Consider the following 15,344-nt stretch of genomic DNA (forward strand, 5'->3'; position numbering starts at 1 on the left):
TCTCAGGTAGCGCTAGTGGTTTTCGCACCAAGTTGTTATCTTGACTGCGTTGTCCTCCGCCGCAATGGAAAGAGGTCTACCCAGGATGACTCGTCAGGTCAGCACGAAGCGGAAACTGGTCGGGGTCGGGTCTGCGGTGGCGGCTTTTCTGGCGTTCGGGGTGACGCCGCTGGCTCCGACGCCGGTGGCCGCTGCCGAGGGCCTCGACGAGGTGTTCGAGCTGGCGCTGGCGCCGTTCGTGGAGGCGACCACCGGGGACTGGGATGCGCTGTTCAGTCCGGCGGCCTGGGAGGCGTTCTTCGACCCCGGACACTGGGATGGCCTGCTGGCCGGGATAGCGACTGCATCGCCGAGCCTGTTCGCCCCGGACCTGACCGGGCTGGTGCACGACTGGTACTACACCCCGCTCTACACCGGGATCGAAAGCCTGGTGAGCAGCTCGTGGATGGCGCCGATCGTCGACGGCTTCAACCAGCTCAGCGGGTCGCTGGGTCTGGGCATGATGATCGGCGACGGCGCGGCCGGTACTGCCGAGCACGCCGCCGGTGGCGCCGGGGGCTGGCTGTTCGGTGATGGCGGGGCCGGCTGGGACAACGCCGAGGTCGGTGGTGTCGGGGGTGCGGGTGGTGCGGCCGGGTTCTTCGGCAACGGCGGGGCCGGTGGCGCCGGTGGCGAGGGCGGCGCCGGTGGTGTCGGCGGGGCCGGCGGGTGGTACATGGGCGTCGGCGGCATCGGGGGCACCGGCGGCGATGGGGTGACCGGCGGCATCGGTGGCGCCGGCGGTGCCGGGATCGGGTGGATGCTGGGCATCGGTGGTGCCGGCGGCGCCGGCGGCGACGGCACCCACATCGGCGGCAACGGCGGTGACGGCGGCAACGGCTCGGCGTGGTTCGGCGGCGGCGGCGACGGCGGCAACGCCGGCAACGGCGTCTGGGTCAGCCAGGGCGATCTGCCCGGCCTGGGCGGCGCCGGAGGTCTCGCGGGCGCGTTCGGCACCCACGGCGCCGTCGGCCACTTCGGCGCGCTGGACGGAGCTCCGGAGAAGGCGCTGCCTGAACTGAGCACCGCCGGCAACTGGATCGTCGACCAGGACGGCCGGGTGGTCATCCTGCAGGGCGTCAACCAGGTGTACAAGTCGCCGCCGTTCTCACCCGGCGGCAACGGCTTCGACGACGACGACGCGAAGTTCCTGGCCGACAACGGCTTCACTGCGGTGCGGCTGGGCCTGTACTGGGCGGAGATCGAGCCGAAGCCCGGGGAGTACAACTGGGCCTACCTCGAGTCGGTCAAGGAGACCATCGAGATCCTCAAGGCGCGCGGCATCGTCAGCATCCTCGACATGCACCAGGACCTCTACAGCTCGCAGATCGGCGGCAACGGCGCCCCGGACTGGGCGACGCTGTTCAACCCGGACGACAACGACACCAGCGCGCCGTTCCCCTTCGGCTACGCCCTCAACCCGGCGCAAAACCAGGCCTGGGATGCGTTCTGGGCCAACGAGAAGGTCGACGGTATCGGGCTGCAGAACCACTACGCCCGGATGTGGCAGAACGTCGCCGACTACCTGGGCGGCACGCCCGGCGTGGCCGGCTACGAGATCATGAACGAGCCGTGGCTGGGCTCGCCGTGGTTGGCCAGCCTGCTCGGCGACCCGCACTTCGACCGCGAGACGCTGACCCCGTTCTACGACCAGGTGATCTCGGCGATCCGGTCGGTCGACCCGAACGCCACGGTGTACTACGAGCCGAACGTGTTGTTCGGCAACGCCACTGCGGTCACCCACCTGGGCGAGGTCGACGACGACAACGTGGTCTTCGCGTTCCACGACTACTGCATCTTCGACGCCCTGGGCGGGGGCAGCTCCACCGGTTGCTCGCTGTGGGACGGGATGATGATGGACGGCGCCCAGCGCTACATCGACCACTACGGCGTCCCCGGGGTGGTCACCGAATTCGGTGCCACCCATAACGTCGACACCATCGGCAGCCAGCTGAACTCGATCGACCCGCACCGGTTCGGCTGGCTGTACTGGGGCTACACCAACGAGGCGGGCTCGCTGGTGCACAACACCAACCTGCCGCCGACCGGCGGCAACGTCGACGAACCCATCGTGGCGACGCTGGCCCAGCCCTACCCGCAGGTGATCGCCGGGATCCCGAGCGCGTGGTTGTTCTCTAATGGCGTCTTCTCGTTCAGCTACTCCACCGCGATGGCCGACGGCTCGGGCAGCTTCGCCGCCGGATCGGAGACCAAGATCTCGATCCCGGACATCCAGTTCCCGAACGGCTACCAGGTCAGCGTCACCGGCGGCGAGGTCCTCTCAGACCCCAACGCCGCGGTGCTGGTGATCGGGTCGGACGCCGGCGCGGGCACCGTGAGCATCACCGTGACCCCGGTCGCGGCGGCATAGCCGGCGGGGCGGGGCGGGCGCGGTGTCATCCGCTGCCGAGAGTGAACTCACGCAGGTGATTTCGCGGTCGTCCCTGCATGGTTGCACTCTCGGCGGGGGTTTGGCGATGTGGGCGGGGTCTTAAGGCAGCCAGCCCAGCTTGTCGGCGAACAGCGCGTAGCCGACGAACGCCACGGTGTCGATCAGACCGTGGGCGAGGATCAACGGCCACAGCCGGCCGGTGCGCTGCCAGGCGTAGCCGAACACCACACCCATCACCACGTTGCCTAATCCGGCACCGAACCCCTGATAGAGGTGATACGCCCCGCGCAGCAGCGCCGAGCAGGCCAGCGCCACCGGCCGCGAGACACCTAGTTGTCCCAGCCGGGTCAGCAGATAGCCGACGACGATCACCTCCTCGGCCCAGCCGTTGGCGAACGCGATCACGATCAGCATCGGGGCGCGCCACCAGGTGTCGTTGATCGCCGCGGGGATCACGTCGGCGTTGAGGCCCAGGGTGCGCGCCAGCAGATACAGCGCCAGGCCGGGCAGCCCGATCAATGCCGCCAGGCCCAGGGCACCGGCCAGGTCGCGGCCGCGGGGCAGCCGATCCAGCCCGATACGCGCCGGACCATAACCGCTGCGCCACAACAGATACAGCGCCAGGGCGCCCCAGGCGAACAGCTGCGCCGCCCAGGCCGCGTTGAGGCCGAAGTCGATGACATCGAAATAGGACCGGCGCGGGTTCAGCGGGATCCGCTGGGCGCTCAGGTCACGCAGCACCGCGTCGGCCAGTTGCAGCATCGCGGTAGCGGCGCTGACGCCGTAGGTCACCGCCAGCACGACGGCGACCTCCAGGCGCAGTGCGCGTCCTGGGGCCGCCGGCTCGGTCACCTCGACACGGTAACCGTTGACCGCTAGCGGGGGCGCGGCTGCAAGCCGTTGAGGAACGGGCAGCCCATCAGCGCGCGCACCGCCCGGTTCAGCCCCATCACGTCGGTGACCGGCCGCGGGAAGCTCAGCCGGACATCGTGATCGCCGTCGGCGGCCTCGACCCGCAGCCACATGCCGTAGCGGTCCACGGCCAGCGGGCGGGGCCGCCCGCGCCGCAGTCGCGGTGGCAGCTTGGTGGTGGCCAGCCGGGCGACCAGCTCGGGGTGCGCCGAGTCCAGGTGATGCAGCCAGTGCGCCTCGATCGCGCAGAACGGGTCGGGACTTGCGGCCAGCAGCTCATCCACGGCGACCGCTTCAGCCCCGGTCGCATCGGCCAGTACCGCCGAGTCCGGGATGAGCCGCAGCAGAGTGTAGCTGCCGCCCGCGGGCGAGCGCGGTGAGATCACTTGCAGCAGCGCCGGGTTGGGATCGGCCGTGGCGATCCGGTCGAGCAGGGCGACGATCTCTGACTCGGGCACCGCCTGCAGCCGGCCGCGGATCCACACCAGAGCCCGGACGCGTTCCCGCAGCCGCAGCGGGGCATGGTCGGTCAGCTCCAGCATCGCCGCGACGCCGGGTTGATGCGGCGGTCCCAGCTTCGCCTCTCCTTCGTCGAGGCTCGCTGAACCGCCGGCGCCGGCAGCCTCGGCGACCGGGTCGTCGACGGGGACCGCAACCACCACCGAGCCGTCCGACAGCAGGTGGCACACCGGTGCGTTGACCGGCGCGGCGTCGGTGGAGTCGGCGATGGCCACCAGTGCCTGGCCCCGGACGCAGGCGCTGCGGATCCGCTCCGCGGACGTCGGGACGGGTACCGCTGTGGTGGTGGTTGCCATCGATCACCCTTCCAGTAAGTGAGGTAAGCCTAACTTAATTAACGACCCGGCTCGGCGCAACCGAAAATACGGAATACGTTCGCCGCGCCGCCGGTGAAGGCGGCGCCGAGGCCCCGGCCGGGCCACGGCCGATAGGGTTGTGCCGTGACCCGCATCAGCTATCTCGGCCCGGCGGGGACCTTCACCGAAGCGGCGCTGCTCGCGTTGACCGGCGCCGGACTGGTTCCCGGCTGTGGCCATCAAGAGCATCGCGCCGTGCCGGCCGAGAGCACGCCGGCCGCCCTGGAGGCGGTGCGTACCGGCGCCGCCGAGTACGCCTGCGTGCCGATCGAGAACTCGATCGAGGGCGGGGTGACACCCACCCTGGACGGGCTCGCGGTCGGCTCGGCGCTGCAGATATTCGCCGAAACCGCCCTGGACGTCGCGTTCTCGGTTGTCGTCGCGCCCGGGCGGGTGGCGGCCGACATCCGCACCGTGGCCGCTCACCCGGTGGCCGGTGCCCAGGTGCGACGCTGGCTGGCCGAGCACCTGCCGCAGGCGCACATCGTGCCGGCGAACTCCAATGCCGCTGCCGCGCAGCAGGTTTGCGACGGCGAGGCCGACGCCGGTGTGAGCACCGCACTGGCCGCGCAACAGCGCGGGCTGCTCACCCTGGCCGAAGGCGTCATCGACGAACCCAACGCGCGTACCCGTTTCGTACTGGTGGGCACGCCCGCGACGCCGCCGCCGCGCACCGGCGCCGACCGGACGTCGGTGGTGCTGCGGCTGGACAACGCACCCGGCGCCCTGGCCGCGGCGCTGACCGAATTCGGCAGCCGCGGTATCGATTTGACCCGGATCGAGTCCCGCCCGACCCGCACCGAGCTGGGCACCTACCTGTTCTTCCTGGACTGTGTGGGGCACATCGACGATCCCGCCGTCGGCGAGGCACTGCAGGCGCTGCGCCAGCGCTGCGCCGACGTGCGATATCTGGGTTCCTGGCCCGCGGGGCCGGCCGGCCGGACGGAGGCGGCGACGTGAGCGGCCGGCTGGTGCTGGTGCGGCACGGGCAGTCCTACGGCAATGTCGAGCGTCGGCTCGACACCCGCCCGCCCGGATCGGAGCTGACTCCGTTGGGCCGCGATCAGGCGCGGGCGTTCGCGGGCAACGGCGTGCACCGTCCGGCGCTTGTCGCTCATTCGGTGGCGACCCGGGCCGTGCAGACCGCCGCGGAGATCAGTGGCCGCTTCGGGTTGGTCGCCCGCGCCCTCGACGGCATCCACGAGGTGCAGGCCGGGGCGCTGGAGGACCGCAACGACGACGACGCGATCGCCGAGTTCAACGCGATCTATCAGCGCTGGCACTCCGGCGAACCGGGGGTCGCGTTGCCCGGCGGTGAGACGGCCGAGCAGGTGCTGGACCGTTATCTGCCGGTGGTCACCGAGTTGCGGATGCGCTACCTCGACGACGACGACTGGACCGGCGACATCGTCGTGGTCAGCCACGGCGCGGCGATCCGCCTGGCGGCGGCCACCCTGGCCGGGGTGGACGGCAGTTTCGTGCTGGACAACCACCTGAACAACACCGAGGCGGTGGTGCTCTCACCGATCACCGACGGCCGGTGGAGCTGCGTGCAGTGGGGCGCGTTGACGCCGCCGTTTTATCCCGAACCCGGTACGGACCCGGTCGGCGACGCGCTGCGCTCCGACACCGACCCGATGGGCTAAATCGCCAGCGCGTAGACCTCGGCGCAGCGGCAGCCGACCGCCTCGCAGTCCAGCGTGAACGCGTGCAGCAGCACCTCGCCGGGGCAGCCGTCCTCGGTGCACTCGGCGGTCTGCAGCACGTGGTGAATGAGGGTGCCGTGGCAGTGCTCCAGCCCCGCCCGGCAGGCTCGGCAGTGGTCATCCATGCGTCGTTCCTAGCACTGCGTGCCGACAACATCGTTCTGCCGCGCCGTTTTGATGGTTATGAACCGCGGGATCCGGCGTTAACCTGTTGCGTGGGTCAGAACGTAGCGGGCGCCGCGCCGCTCCCCTTCGAGGGTCAAGCGGTTGTCGTCAACTAACCGTTTCAAGATCGCGCGACCTTGCAGGGGGGTGGTCTGGCACAGCTGAGCTGCCTGACTTCGGCTAATCGATCCGTACGCCTTTACGTAGTCGAGAATCATCCGCTCTTGTTGAAGCGGGTCCGCGCCCTTAATACGGACGTAGGCATTGCGGTCTTGGGCTAAGTCGTAGAAGCGCGCCGTGAGGTGGAACTTGCGACTCCGTCCCGCGCCGCGAGCCTCGAGGATCCCCAGTTCGACCAGTCGAGCCAGTACGTTCCGGGCGCTCCCAGGGATGATGCCCAAGGCTTCGGCGACCTCCATGCTGGTTGCCGATCCAGACGACTTCACCTCATGCACCATCCGCAATTCGTCGAGGGTGAGCGGGTGCTGATTCTCGTCCTCCCAGGTCAATAGAAAACGGACGAGGTCAAGGTCCGCATCAGCAAGAGGGACGGTGACTACGACGGAGTCAGGCGTGCTGCGCGAGTAGTCCGGGGCATCACGTCCAGCGCGTAGCTGTTGCTCGTACATGTCATTGACACCCTTGCCGCGCCGATCGACAAGGCCGGCGCGCTTGAATGCTTCGGCGAGAATTGGGCTGCGGGGCCGGGATTGGTCGAGGATGTTCAGAATCGTCACACCCGGCGGAAAGCCGCCCGGGTTCGAGACTACGAATGCGCTATCGGTGATCTGCACGACCGTTGGGCCGAGTGTGGCGTAATCGCGGTGCACGATGGCGTTGGTGGTAGCTTCGCGGCGGGTGGCCGACGGAATCAGTGGGATCTCGACACGTTGCAGCCCGACCGTGAGCTCGGTGACGGTGTTACGTTCGTCGACAAGCCGGCGGAGTTCTTCGGCGGACCGCAACAGTGGCGCAACGATTCGGATGTTGACCTGCTGGCCGGATCGCAGATCCTGGAACAGGAACTCGGCGTTGGGAATCCAGCGTTCTACGGCCGATTGCGTGCCGAATAGCAGGATTGCACCCAAGCTGATCGGTTCGTTCAGGGGCACCAGTCCCAATGCCTTGAGTATGTCCGTGTCGGATAGTTGTCCGAGATCGTCGCCAGCCACTCGGCACAGCTTCCGGAATCGGTCGAACTCTTGGGAGTCGAGATCGTCCGCCGTTGCGCCCCGCGCACTCGCCGCGGCGTAGTCCTGACCGCGCGTGACCATCCCCATGCTGACGATTTCGTGCGGAGTCATCGGAATACAGGCCGGCTTGCCCGCGGTGTCAATGACACGTCTGGTAAACACGCCCTGACGGGTGCCAACCGGGCCGGGGTCGGCGCGAGGCACGTCGATACGGACAACGTCCAAGTTGTCGACCGTCTCGAGCGTTACATCTACAGCCAGCGCGGGTTCGGTGCTGGCTTGTATGTACGCCGCGACGCGGTGCGGTTCGGTGAGAGTGCCATGCCGCGGTTTCGCGCCGACGACCGAGCCGTCGTCCTCGACGCCGATTAGGAGCGTGCCCCCCGCGCCATTAGCCAAGCATGCGACCGCCTTCACGAGTTCCCTGTCATTGACGTCGACCTTGAACTCCGTCGTCAGGTCTTCGCCGCCAGTAATGAGGTCTCGCGTGTCCATACCACCCTATTATGCATAAGTTTGAACCAGGCGCGGCACCTGCGTATGGAATCATAACTTTTGAAAGTTATGGGACGGCGAGACGCCTGGGCTCAACTCCAGCCCAGTTCGTGCAGCCGGTCGTCGTCGATGCCGAAGTGGTGGGCGATCTCGTGGATCACCGTGATCCGCACCTCGTCGACGACCTCGTCGTCGGAGCCGCACATCTCCAGCAGCGCGTCCCGGTAGATCGTGATGGTGTCCGGCAGTGATCCGGCGTAGTTCGAGTCGCGCTCGGTCAACGCCACCCCTTCATACAGCCCGAGCAGCTCGGGTTCCTCGTCGTTGCGGTCCTCCACCAGCACCACCACGTTGTCGATGGCGGCCGCCAGTTCGGGCGGGATCAGATCCAATGCGTCGGAGACCAGTTCGTCGAACCGGTCCGGGTCCATCTGCACACTCACCGGGGCTGGCTACCGGCGGGCAGTTGGTTCAGCCGCTCGGCGGGAATCGACGGCGGCGGGACCGGTGGCTGGCCGTTGATCAGCAACGACCCGCGGGCGCTGTTGAGCAGAGCCGCCCAGCCGCCGTTGCCCAGCGTGGCGCCGAGGCTGCACGCCACCTCGCGGCTGCCCGCCGACCAGCTCGGCAGCGACACGGTGGCGTAGGTCAGCGTCAGGGTGGTGTCGCGCAACTGCACCGGCGCCAGATAGGCATCGGTGAGCCGGGTGCAGGTGTCCTTGATGAAGGCGTCCTGCTCGGGTTCCGGTGGCAGCGCGTCGGGGAACCGCTCGGCCAGATTGACCGTGCCGGTGACCTCCTTGGTGTGCGGCGCCGCGCAGTCGACCGGGACGTCGTTGGGCTGGTTGGTGGCCGGATCGATGCCCAGGCAAGTGCCCGGTGGCCAGACCTTGGACTGGTCGATGTCGGCGACCTTGCCGGTGAAAGCGATCTGCTGGCCGCCCACGCCCGGCAGTTGCAGGCCGCACAGCATCCGGCGCTCACCGTGCTGGCGCCAGGCCCGCTCGCCGGCCCACAACATGCTGGCCACGAACTTGCTGTGTGGGTCGAACTTCGGGCCGAGGTAGCGGCGCACCGAGGACTCGCACTGTTCCTGGGTGATCTGCTCGATGCGGGCGGTCGTCGGCGGCGGGGCGTCCGGGCCGTACTCGGCACCCGGGAACATCCTCATGTCCACCGGCCCGGCGACTTCGAACTTGTGCTCCTCGGCGCAGCGGACCACCGTCGCGCCGTCCAGGTCGTTCTCCGGCCAGTTCAGGCAGTCGCCGGCGACCGCGCGATCGATCGCTTCGTTGCCCCTCCCGATCCCGATGCCCAGCCCGGGCCCGCCGCCTTTACCGCCCGTGCCGGCGGCCGGCTCGGAGCGCAGGTGCCCGAGCAACCCGCCGTTCCCGTCGCCCGCCACCGGAACCACGGTCACCAGCCCGGCGATCAGCAGCCCGCCCAGCGCGGTCAACAGCAGGGTGCGGCGGGTGGCGGCCGCCTGCAGCGTGCGCAGCCAAGACACCCGCGTGGCGGGTGGATTTTCCTGGTCGGCTGCCTTCGACATCCGGTCCATTCTGACAGGCAGGCGCCCACGCGTGACAAATGATGCGAAAGTGATGCCACCGGCGGAGTTGTAGGGTTGCGCCGTGATCGACCTGAACCTGCTGCGTGAAGACCCCGACCGTGTCCGCCGCTCTCAGGTGGGCCGCGGTGAGGACCCGGCCCTGGTGGATGCCCTGCTGGCCGCCGACACCGCGCGGCGTTCGGCGATCGCGGCGGCCGACAACCTGCGCGCCGAACAGAAGGCGGCCAGCCGGTCCGTCGGCGCGGCGTCGCCCGAGGAGCGCCCCGTCCTGCTGGCGCGGGCCAAGGAGTTGGCCGAGCAGGTCAAAGCCGCCGAAACCGCCCAGGCCGACACCGAGGCGACGTTCGCCGGTGCGCATATGGCGATCCCGAACGTCGTCATCGACGGGGTACCGCCCGGCGGGGCCGACGACTTCACAGTGCTCGAGGTGGTCGGTGAGCCGCCGGCGATCCCGGACCCGCGGGACCACCTGGAGCTCGGCGAGTCGCTGAGCCTGATCGACATGGGCCGTGGCGCCAAGGTCTCCGGCTCACGGTTCTACTTCCTGACCGGCCGGGGTGCGCTGCTGCAGCTCGGGTTGCTGCAGTTGGCGCTGCGGGTCGCGGTCGACAATGGCTTCACCCCGATGATCACCCCGGCGCTGGTGCGGCCCGAGATCATGTCCGGCACCGGGTTTTTGGGTGCCCACGCCGAGGAGGTCTACCGGCTCGAGGCCGACGACCTCTACCTGGTCGGCACCTCCGAGGTTCCGCTGGCCGGGTATCACGCCGACGAGATCCTGGATCTGTCCAGCGGGCCGCTGCGCTACGCGGGGTGGTCGTCGTGTTTCCGCCGGGAGGCCGGCAGCTACGGCAAGGACACCCGCGGCATCATCCGGGTGCACCAGTTCGACAAGGTGGAGGGCTTCGTCTACTGCCGGCCCGCCGAGGCCGAGGCCGAGCACGAACGGCTGCTGGGTTGGCAGCGCGAGATGCTGGCGCAGATCGAGGTGCCCTATCGGGTGATCGACGTCGCCGCCGGTGATCTGGGCTCGTCGGCGGCGCGCAAGTTCGACTGCGAGGCCTGGGTGCCGTCGCAGGGCACTTATCGGGAGTTGACCTCGACGTCGAACTGCACCACCTTCCAGGCGCGCCGGCTGGCCACCCGTTACCGCGACGACAACGGCAAGCCGCAGACGGCCGCGACGCTCAACGGCACGCTGGCCACCACCCGCTGGTTGGTGGCGATCCTGGAGAACCATCAGCAGCCCGACGGCAGTGTGCGGGTGCCGGCCGCGCTGGTGCCGTACGTCGGGGCGGAGATTCTGGAGCCTTCGTGCTAGGTCTTCGCGCCGGTAGCGCCCGTTGATCTTTCAGCCGCTGTGACCCGGGGCCGGGGTCAGAAGCCACGCGCCCAAGCTCGGGTATGTGATTGTTGCCCGCCTTTCAGCGACAACTCGCGTTATGTCGGGTTGGCGCCGTCGTCGGGGATCACCGTTCGCGTTCGCCGCAGTGGAGGTGAGAGGTCTCCGGGGCCCCTCCGTGGACGACTGATGCTGCACGGACCGTGGCGGGTGCAGCTGGGGGGTCGGACGACGTAGCGGCGGTTGTCGCTCAAGGGCGGGCAATGATCTATATGGTGCCGGCGCCGGGATCCACCGGCTCTGGGGGCGAACGGCTTGTCCTTGGCGCCGTCGTCAGGCGGCGATGAGTCTGCGCGAGCAGTCCAGCAGCATCCGGTGCAGCTCTTCGTTGGGGATGTCGGCAACGGCGGGATCGGCTGCCGCGCCGAAGATCCCGGACACCAGCACTGCCACCGCGGTGCGTGCCGCCGGATCGGGTTCCGGGCCGGCCAGGATGGCCTGGAGACTGCGAACAGCGTCCCGGAACTCGGCGATGGCCTCGATCACCACGGCGACAGCCGGGTCGGCGTAGGCCAGGGCGGTGGTGCGCCGGTGCCGGACGGCCAGTTCGATCATGCCGCTGATGGTGGCCTCCTGCCGGACCTGCCGGGACGAGATCACCTCGGCGATCTTGACGACTCGGGCGATGTCCTCGAACGCCGGACGGAACACCGCGGCCACGATGTCGTCCTTGGAGCGGAACTGGTAGTACACCGCTGAGGTGTTGACGCCGAGCCGGTCGGCGATCATCTGCAATGACGTGCCGCTCACGCCGTGCTGCACGAACAGTTCCTGCGCCGCCTCCAACACGCGGTCGCGCGCGAAACCCCGCGGCGCCACCGTCTTCGCCACTGCATGCCTCCCTGCTCCGGTCGACCGAGCACAGACGTGAACCACGCCGCACAGTTTTACTGACCGATCGCTTGATTCGACTTTACTGATCGTATAACTTAACTTCCCGTCGCGCATAACCGCTGATCCGGGCTGAAAGGGACGCCGCTGATGCTGAACCCACAGGTGCACAGGCCTTCCCGGCCCGAATCCTCCGAGTCGGGCGCCGGCTGGATGGCCCCGGGTGTCACCGCTTATGTGGTTGATGCGCCGGAGATCGTGGCCGGCGACCACCCGTTGTTCAATGCGATCGCCGAACTGGGCGCCACGGCGAATCGGTTCGCGGCCGACACCCATGTCCTGGTGGTGGTCAGCAAGGCGGGGTCTGATCGATGAAGGCGCTGAAGCGGGCGTGGATGCCACTGCTGATCGTGGTGGTGGTGGTGCTCGGGACGCTGACCGTCCTACGGGTGCGCACCTACTTCGGCGGTGAGAACGCCAGCCTAATCAGCACCAAGGTCGACGACACCAAGCCGTACAACCCCAAGGTCGTCACCTATGAGGTCTTCGGTGAACCCGGCGCGACTGCGGACATCAGCTACCTCGACCTCAACAGCAGGCCGCAGCGCGTCGACGCCGCGACGCTGCCCTGGTCGGTGACCCTGAGCACCACGTTGTCCGCGGTATCGCCGAACCTCTACGCGCAGGGCAAAGGCTCCACGCTGGGCTGCCGGATCAGCATCGACAACGAGCTCAAAGACGAGAGAACCACCACCGGCGCCAGCGCCCTGACCTTCTGCTTGGTGAAATCTGCATGAGCACTTCCACGCGCAACTTCCCCCCCGATGCGCCGACCGGGGTCATCCCCGCTGTTGCTGAGCACGCCAAGCCCGGCCGGATTGCCAAATGGATACGGCGGCTGGCCATTCCGATCATGCTGGGCTGGATCGGGATCATCGTCCTGGCGAACGTGACCGTTCCCCAGCTGGAGAAGGTCGCCGAGATGGCCGCGGTCCAGATGACCCCGGACGAGGCGCCGTCGATGATCGCGGTCAAACGTCAGGGCGAGGTGTTCAAGGAGTTCACCTCCAACAGCTCGGTCATGCTGGTCCTCGAGGCCGACGAGTCGCACGGTGCCCTGGACGCTGAAGCCCACCACTACTACGACCAGATCATCGCCAAACTCAAGACCGACACCACCCATGTCGAACACATCCAGGATTTCTGGGGTGATCGCCTCACCGCCGCGGGGGCTCAGAGCCCGGACGGCAAAAGCGCCTATGTGCAGATCTATACCGCGGGCAATCAGGGCGAGGCGCTGGCCAACGAATCGGTCAAAGCGGTCAACCAAGCAGTCGACAGTGTCAGCGCACCGCCGGGCGTCAAGGCCTATGTGACCGGCGGCGCGGCGCTGGCCGCCGATCAGGACAAAGCCGGCACCCGCAGCATGCACGTGATCGAATCGCTGACCTTCGTGGTCATCATCACCATGATGCTGATGGTCTACCGATCCATCACCACCGTTGCGTTGGCGCTGGCGATGGTGGTGACCGGGCTGGCGTCGGCCCGGGGCATCGTGGCATTCCTGGGCTATCACGGGCTGATCGGGCTTTCGCCGTTCGCCACCAGCCTGCTGGTCACCCTGGCGATCGCGGCGGCCACCGACTACGCGATCTTCCTGATCGGCAGATACCAGGAAGCGCGAAGTGCCGGCGAAGACCGGGAACAGGCGTACTACACCATGTTTCGCAGCACCGCCCATGTGGTGCTCGGCTCGGGCATGACCATCGCAGGCGCCACGCTGTGCCTGCACTTCACCCGGTTGCCCTACTTCCAGTCACTGGGGATTCCGCTGGGGATCGGCATGACCATCGTTGTGATCACCTCGCTGACGATGGGGTCCGCCGTCATCGTGGTGGCCAGTCGGTTCGGCACCCTGCTGGAACCCAAGCGGGCCGACCGGGGGCGCGGTTGGCGGAAGATCGGCGCGGCCGTAAGCCGTTGGCCGGGACCGATTCTGATCGCCGCCACCGCAGCAGCCCTGGTCGGCATCCTCGCGCTGCCCGGATACAAGCCCGGCTACAACGATCGCGCCTACATGCCCGCGGACCTACCCGCCAACCAAGGGTTCCTGGCCTCGGATCGGCACTTTCCGTCCGCGCGGATGAACCCCGAGATGCTCATGATCGAAACCGACCACGACATTCGAAACTCCGGGGACTTTCTGGTGATCGAGCGAATCGCCAAGCGAGTCACCGGGGTGGAGGGAGTGTCCCGGGTCATGTCCATCACCCGGCCGCAGGGCATTCCGATGGAGCACTCCACCTTCGGCTACATGCTTGGCATGCAGGCCGTCAGCCAGGACATGACTCGCAAGTTCAATGACGACCGCACCGCGGAGATGTTGGCCCAGGCCGAGGAGATGCAGGTCAACATCGACACGATGACGAAGATGATCGAGCTGATGGAGGAGATGAACGCCACCATGGGGCGCATGGTGGGCAAGATGCACCTGATGGTCGATGACATCGAAGAACTGCGCGACAAGATCGCCGACTTCGACGACTTCTTCCGGCCGATGCGCAGCTACTTCTACTGGGAGCCACACTGTTTCGATATTCCCGTCTGCCACGCGCTGCGGTCGGTCTTCGATGCCATGGACGGCGTGGACACCATGACCGACAACTTCAAGCAGATCGTCCCGGACATGGACGCGATGGCCGCGCAGCTGCCGCAGATGCTCACGCTGATGCCGCCGATGATCCAGATGATGAAGAACACCAAGGCGATGATGCTGACCACGTATGCCACCCAGAGCGGGCTGGCCAAGCAGGCGCAGGAAGCCCAGGGAGATCCCGCCGCGATGGGGGAGGCCTTTGACAAGGCCCGCAACGACGACTCGTTCTATCTGCCGCCGGAGATCTTCGACAACGCCGAGTTCCAGCGTGGCATGAAGAATTTCGTGTCGCCGGATGGGCGTGCCGTGCGGTTCATCGTCAACCACGAGGGCGATCCCCTGAGCGCGGACGGCATCAAGCACATCGATGCGATCAAGCTTGCCGCCAAGGAAGCCATCAAGACCACCCCGTGGGAGGGCTCGAAGATCTACGTCGGTGGGACCGCCGCGATGTTCAAGGACATGCAGGAGGGCTCCAATTACGACCTGATGATCGCCGGCGTGGCGGCGCTGTGCCTGATCTTCATCATCATGCTGGTGATCACCCGTGCCGTGGTGGCCGCGCTGGTGATCGTGGGCACGGTGGTGGTATCACTGGGCAGCGCATTCGGGTTGTCGGTGCTGCTGTGGCAGAACATCATCGGTCTGCAGGTGCACTGGATGGTGATGGCCATGGCGGTGATCATCCTGTTGGCGGTGGGTGCCGACTACAACCTGCTGCTGGTTTCCCGCCTGCGGGAGGAGATCCACGCCGGCCTGCACACCGGCATGATCCGGGCGATGGGCGGCAGCGGGTCGGTGGTCACCGCGGCGGGATTGGTGTTCGCCTTCACGATGATGACGATGGCGATCAGTGAGCTGCGCGTGATCGGTCAGGTCGGCACCACCATCGGTTTGGGTCTGCTGCTGGACACCCTGATCATCCGCTCGTTCATGACGCCGTCGATCGCGACGCTGCTCGGCAAATGGTTCTGGTGGCCGCAGGTGCCGCGGCTGCGGCCCAAGCCCTCTCCCTGGCCGGCGCCGTTGCAGCGCAACCCGCGCGACGAGCTCGTCGGGTCTGGTGGTGGAGCGCATCGGGGAGGTTGGTGATGAGGTTCGGAGCCTT

At 67.7% G+C, this 15,344-nt stretch carries 13 protein-coding genes and 1 pseudogene; 7 read left to right on the plus strand and 7 right to left on the minus strand.

Annotation, left to right across the window (positions count from 1 at the left end; all coding sequences use genetic code 11):
* The first annotated feature begins 85 nt into the window (after positions 1-85).
* The gene (locus AC5Y31_RS16935) at positions 86-2,410 is read left to right on the plus strand and encodes a cellulase family glycosylhydrolase (protein WP_499981707.1); all 2,325 of its coding nucleotides are present in this window, start codon (positions 86-88) and stop codon (positions 2,408-2,410) included.
* A 120-nt stretch (positions 2,411-2,530) separates the two neighbouring features.
* Here the strand turns inward: AC5Y31_RS16935 and AC5Y31_RS16940 are convergent, their stop codons facing one another.
* Complete coding sequence (locus tag AC5Y31_RS16940) at positions 2,531-3,283, minus strand: CPBP family intramembrane glutamic endopeptidase (protein ID WP_499981708.1); 753 nt, start codon at positions 3,281-3,283, stop codon at positions 2,531-2,533.
* A 23-nt stretch (positions 3,284-3,306) separates the two neighbouring features.
* Positions 3,307-4,158: a DUF2470 domain-containing protein gene (locus AC5Y31_RS16945; RefSeq protein WP_499981709.1), complete on the minus strand. Its 852-nt coding sequence runs from the start codon at positions 4,156-4,158 to the stop codon at positions 3,307-3,309.
* Positions 4,159-4,302: 144 nt separating this feature from the next.
* Here AC5Y31_RS16945 and pheA point away from each other — a divergent pair, with 144 nt between their 5' ends.
* On the plus strand, positions 4,303-5,178 hold the full coding sequence (gene pheA, locus AC5Y31_RS16950; protein ID WP_499981711.1) for a prephenate dehydratase: 876 nt from the start codon (positions 4,303-4,305) through the stop codon (positions 5,176-5,178).
* Complete coding sequence (locus AC5Y31_RS16955; protein ID WP_499981713.1) at positions 5,175-5,864, plus strand: histidine phosphatase family protein; 690 nt, start codon at positions 5,175-5,177, stop codon at positions 5,862-5,864. The genes pheA and AC5Y31_RS16955 overlap by 4 nt, the downstream gene beginning before the upstream one ends.
* Here AC5Y31_RS16955 and AC5Y31_RS16960 read toward each other — a convergent pair.
* The 4 genes and pseudogenes from AC5Y31_RS16960 to AC5Y31_RS16975 all read right to left on the minus strand — a co-directional run.
* Positions 5,861-6,049 (minus strand): hypothetical protein, encoded by a 189-nt coding sequence (locus AC5Y31_RS16960; RefSeq protein ID WP_499981715.1) that lies wholly within the window; start codon positions 6,047-6,049, stop codon positions 5,861-5,863. The two genes, AC5Y31_RS16955 and AC5Y31_RS16960, sit on opposite strands and share 4 nt — an antisense overlap.
* Positions 6,050-6,127: 78 nt before the next feature.
* Positions 6,128-7,777 (minus strand): RNA/DNA-binding domain-containing protein, encoded by a 1,650-nt coding sequence (locus tag AC5Y31_RS16965; RefSeq protein ID WP_499981716.1) that lies wholly within the window; start codon positions 7,775-7,777, stop codon positions 6,128-6,130.
* A 92-nt stretch (positions 7,778-7,869) separates the two neighbouring features.
* Positions 7,870-8,220 carry a metallopeptidase family protein gene (locus tag AC5Y31_RS16970; RefSeq protein ID WP_499981717.1) on the minus strand — a complete coding sequence of 117 codons (351 nt, stop codon included), beginning with the start codon at positions 8,218-8,220 and terminating at the stop codon, positions 7,870-7,872.
* A 17-nt stretch (positions 8,221-8,237) separates the two neighbouring features.
* Positions 8,238-9,335, minus strand: a pseudogene (locus AC5Y31_RS16975) (septum formation family protein); the annotation flags it as partial.
* Between the two features lie 73 nt (positions 9,336-9,408).
* On the opposite strand from AC5Y31_RS16975, the gene serS reads away from it, so the two are divergent.
* Complete coding sequence (serS, locus tag AC5Y31_RS16980) at positions 9,409-10,668, plus strand: serine--tRNA ligase (RefSeq protein WP_499981719.1); 1,260 nt, start codon at positions 9,409-9,411, stop codon at positions 10,666-10,668.
* Between the two features lie 354 nt (positions 10,669-11,022).
* Here the strand turns inward: serS and AC5Y31_RS16985 are convergent, their stop codons facing one another.
* Positions 11,023-11,580 (minus strand): TetR/AcrR family transcriptional regulator, encoded by a 558-nt coding sequence (locus AC5Y31_RS16985; protein WP_499981720.1) that lies wholly within the window; start codon positions 11,578-11,580, stop codon positions 11,023-11,025.
* Positions 11,581-11,730: 150 nt separating this feature from the next.
* Between AC5Y31_RS16985 and AC5Y31_RS16990 the strand changes: the two genes are divergently transcribed.
* From AC5Y31_RS16990 to AC5Y31_RS17000, 3 genes are read left to right on the plus strand one after another with little or no spacing between them, the layout of a single operon-like run.
* A complete protein-coding gene (locus AC5Y31_RS16990) occupies positions 11,731-11,955 on the plus strand; it encodes a hypothetical protein (RefSeq protein ID WP_499981721.1) in 225 nt (74 codons plus the stop codon).
* Positions 11,952-12,377: an MmpS family transport accessory protein gene (locus AC5Y31_RS16995; RefSeq protein WP_499981723.1), complete on the plus strand. Its 426-nt coding sequence runs from the start codon at positions 11,952-11,954 to the stop codon at positions 12,375-12,377. The genes AC5Y31_RS16990 and AC5Y31_RS16995 overlap by 4 nt, the downstream gene beginning before the upstream one ends.
* Positions 12,374-15,328: an MMPL/RND family transporter gene (locus AC5Y31_RS17000; protein ID WP_499981724.1), complete on the plus strand. Its 2,955-nt coding sequence runs from the start codon at positions 12,374-12,376 to the stop codon at positions 15,326-15,328. The genes AC5Y31_RS16995 and AC5Y31_RS17000 overlap by 4 nt, the downstream gene beginning before the upstream one ends.
* Positions 15,329-15,344: the final 16 nt, after the last annotated feature.

It is taken from the genome of Mycobacterium sp. NGS18 (assembly GCF_059813185.1).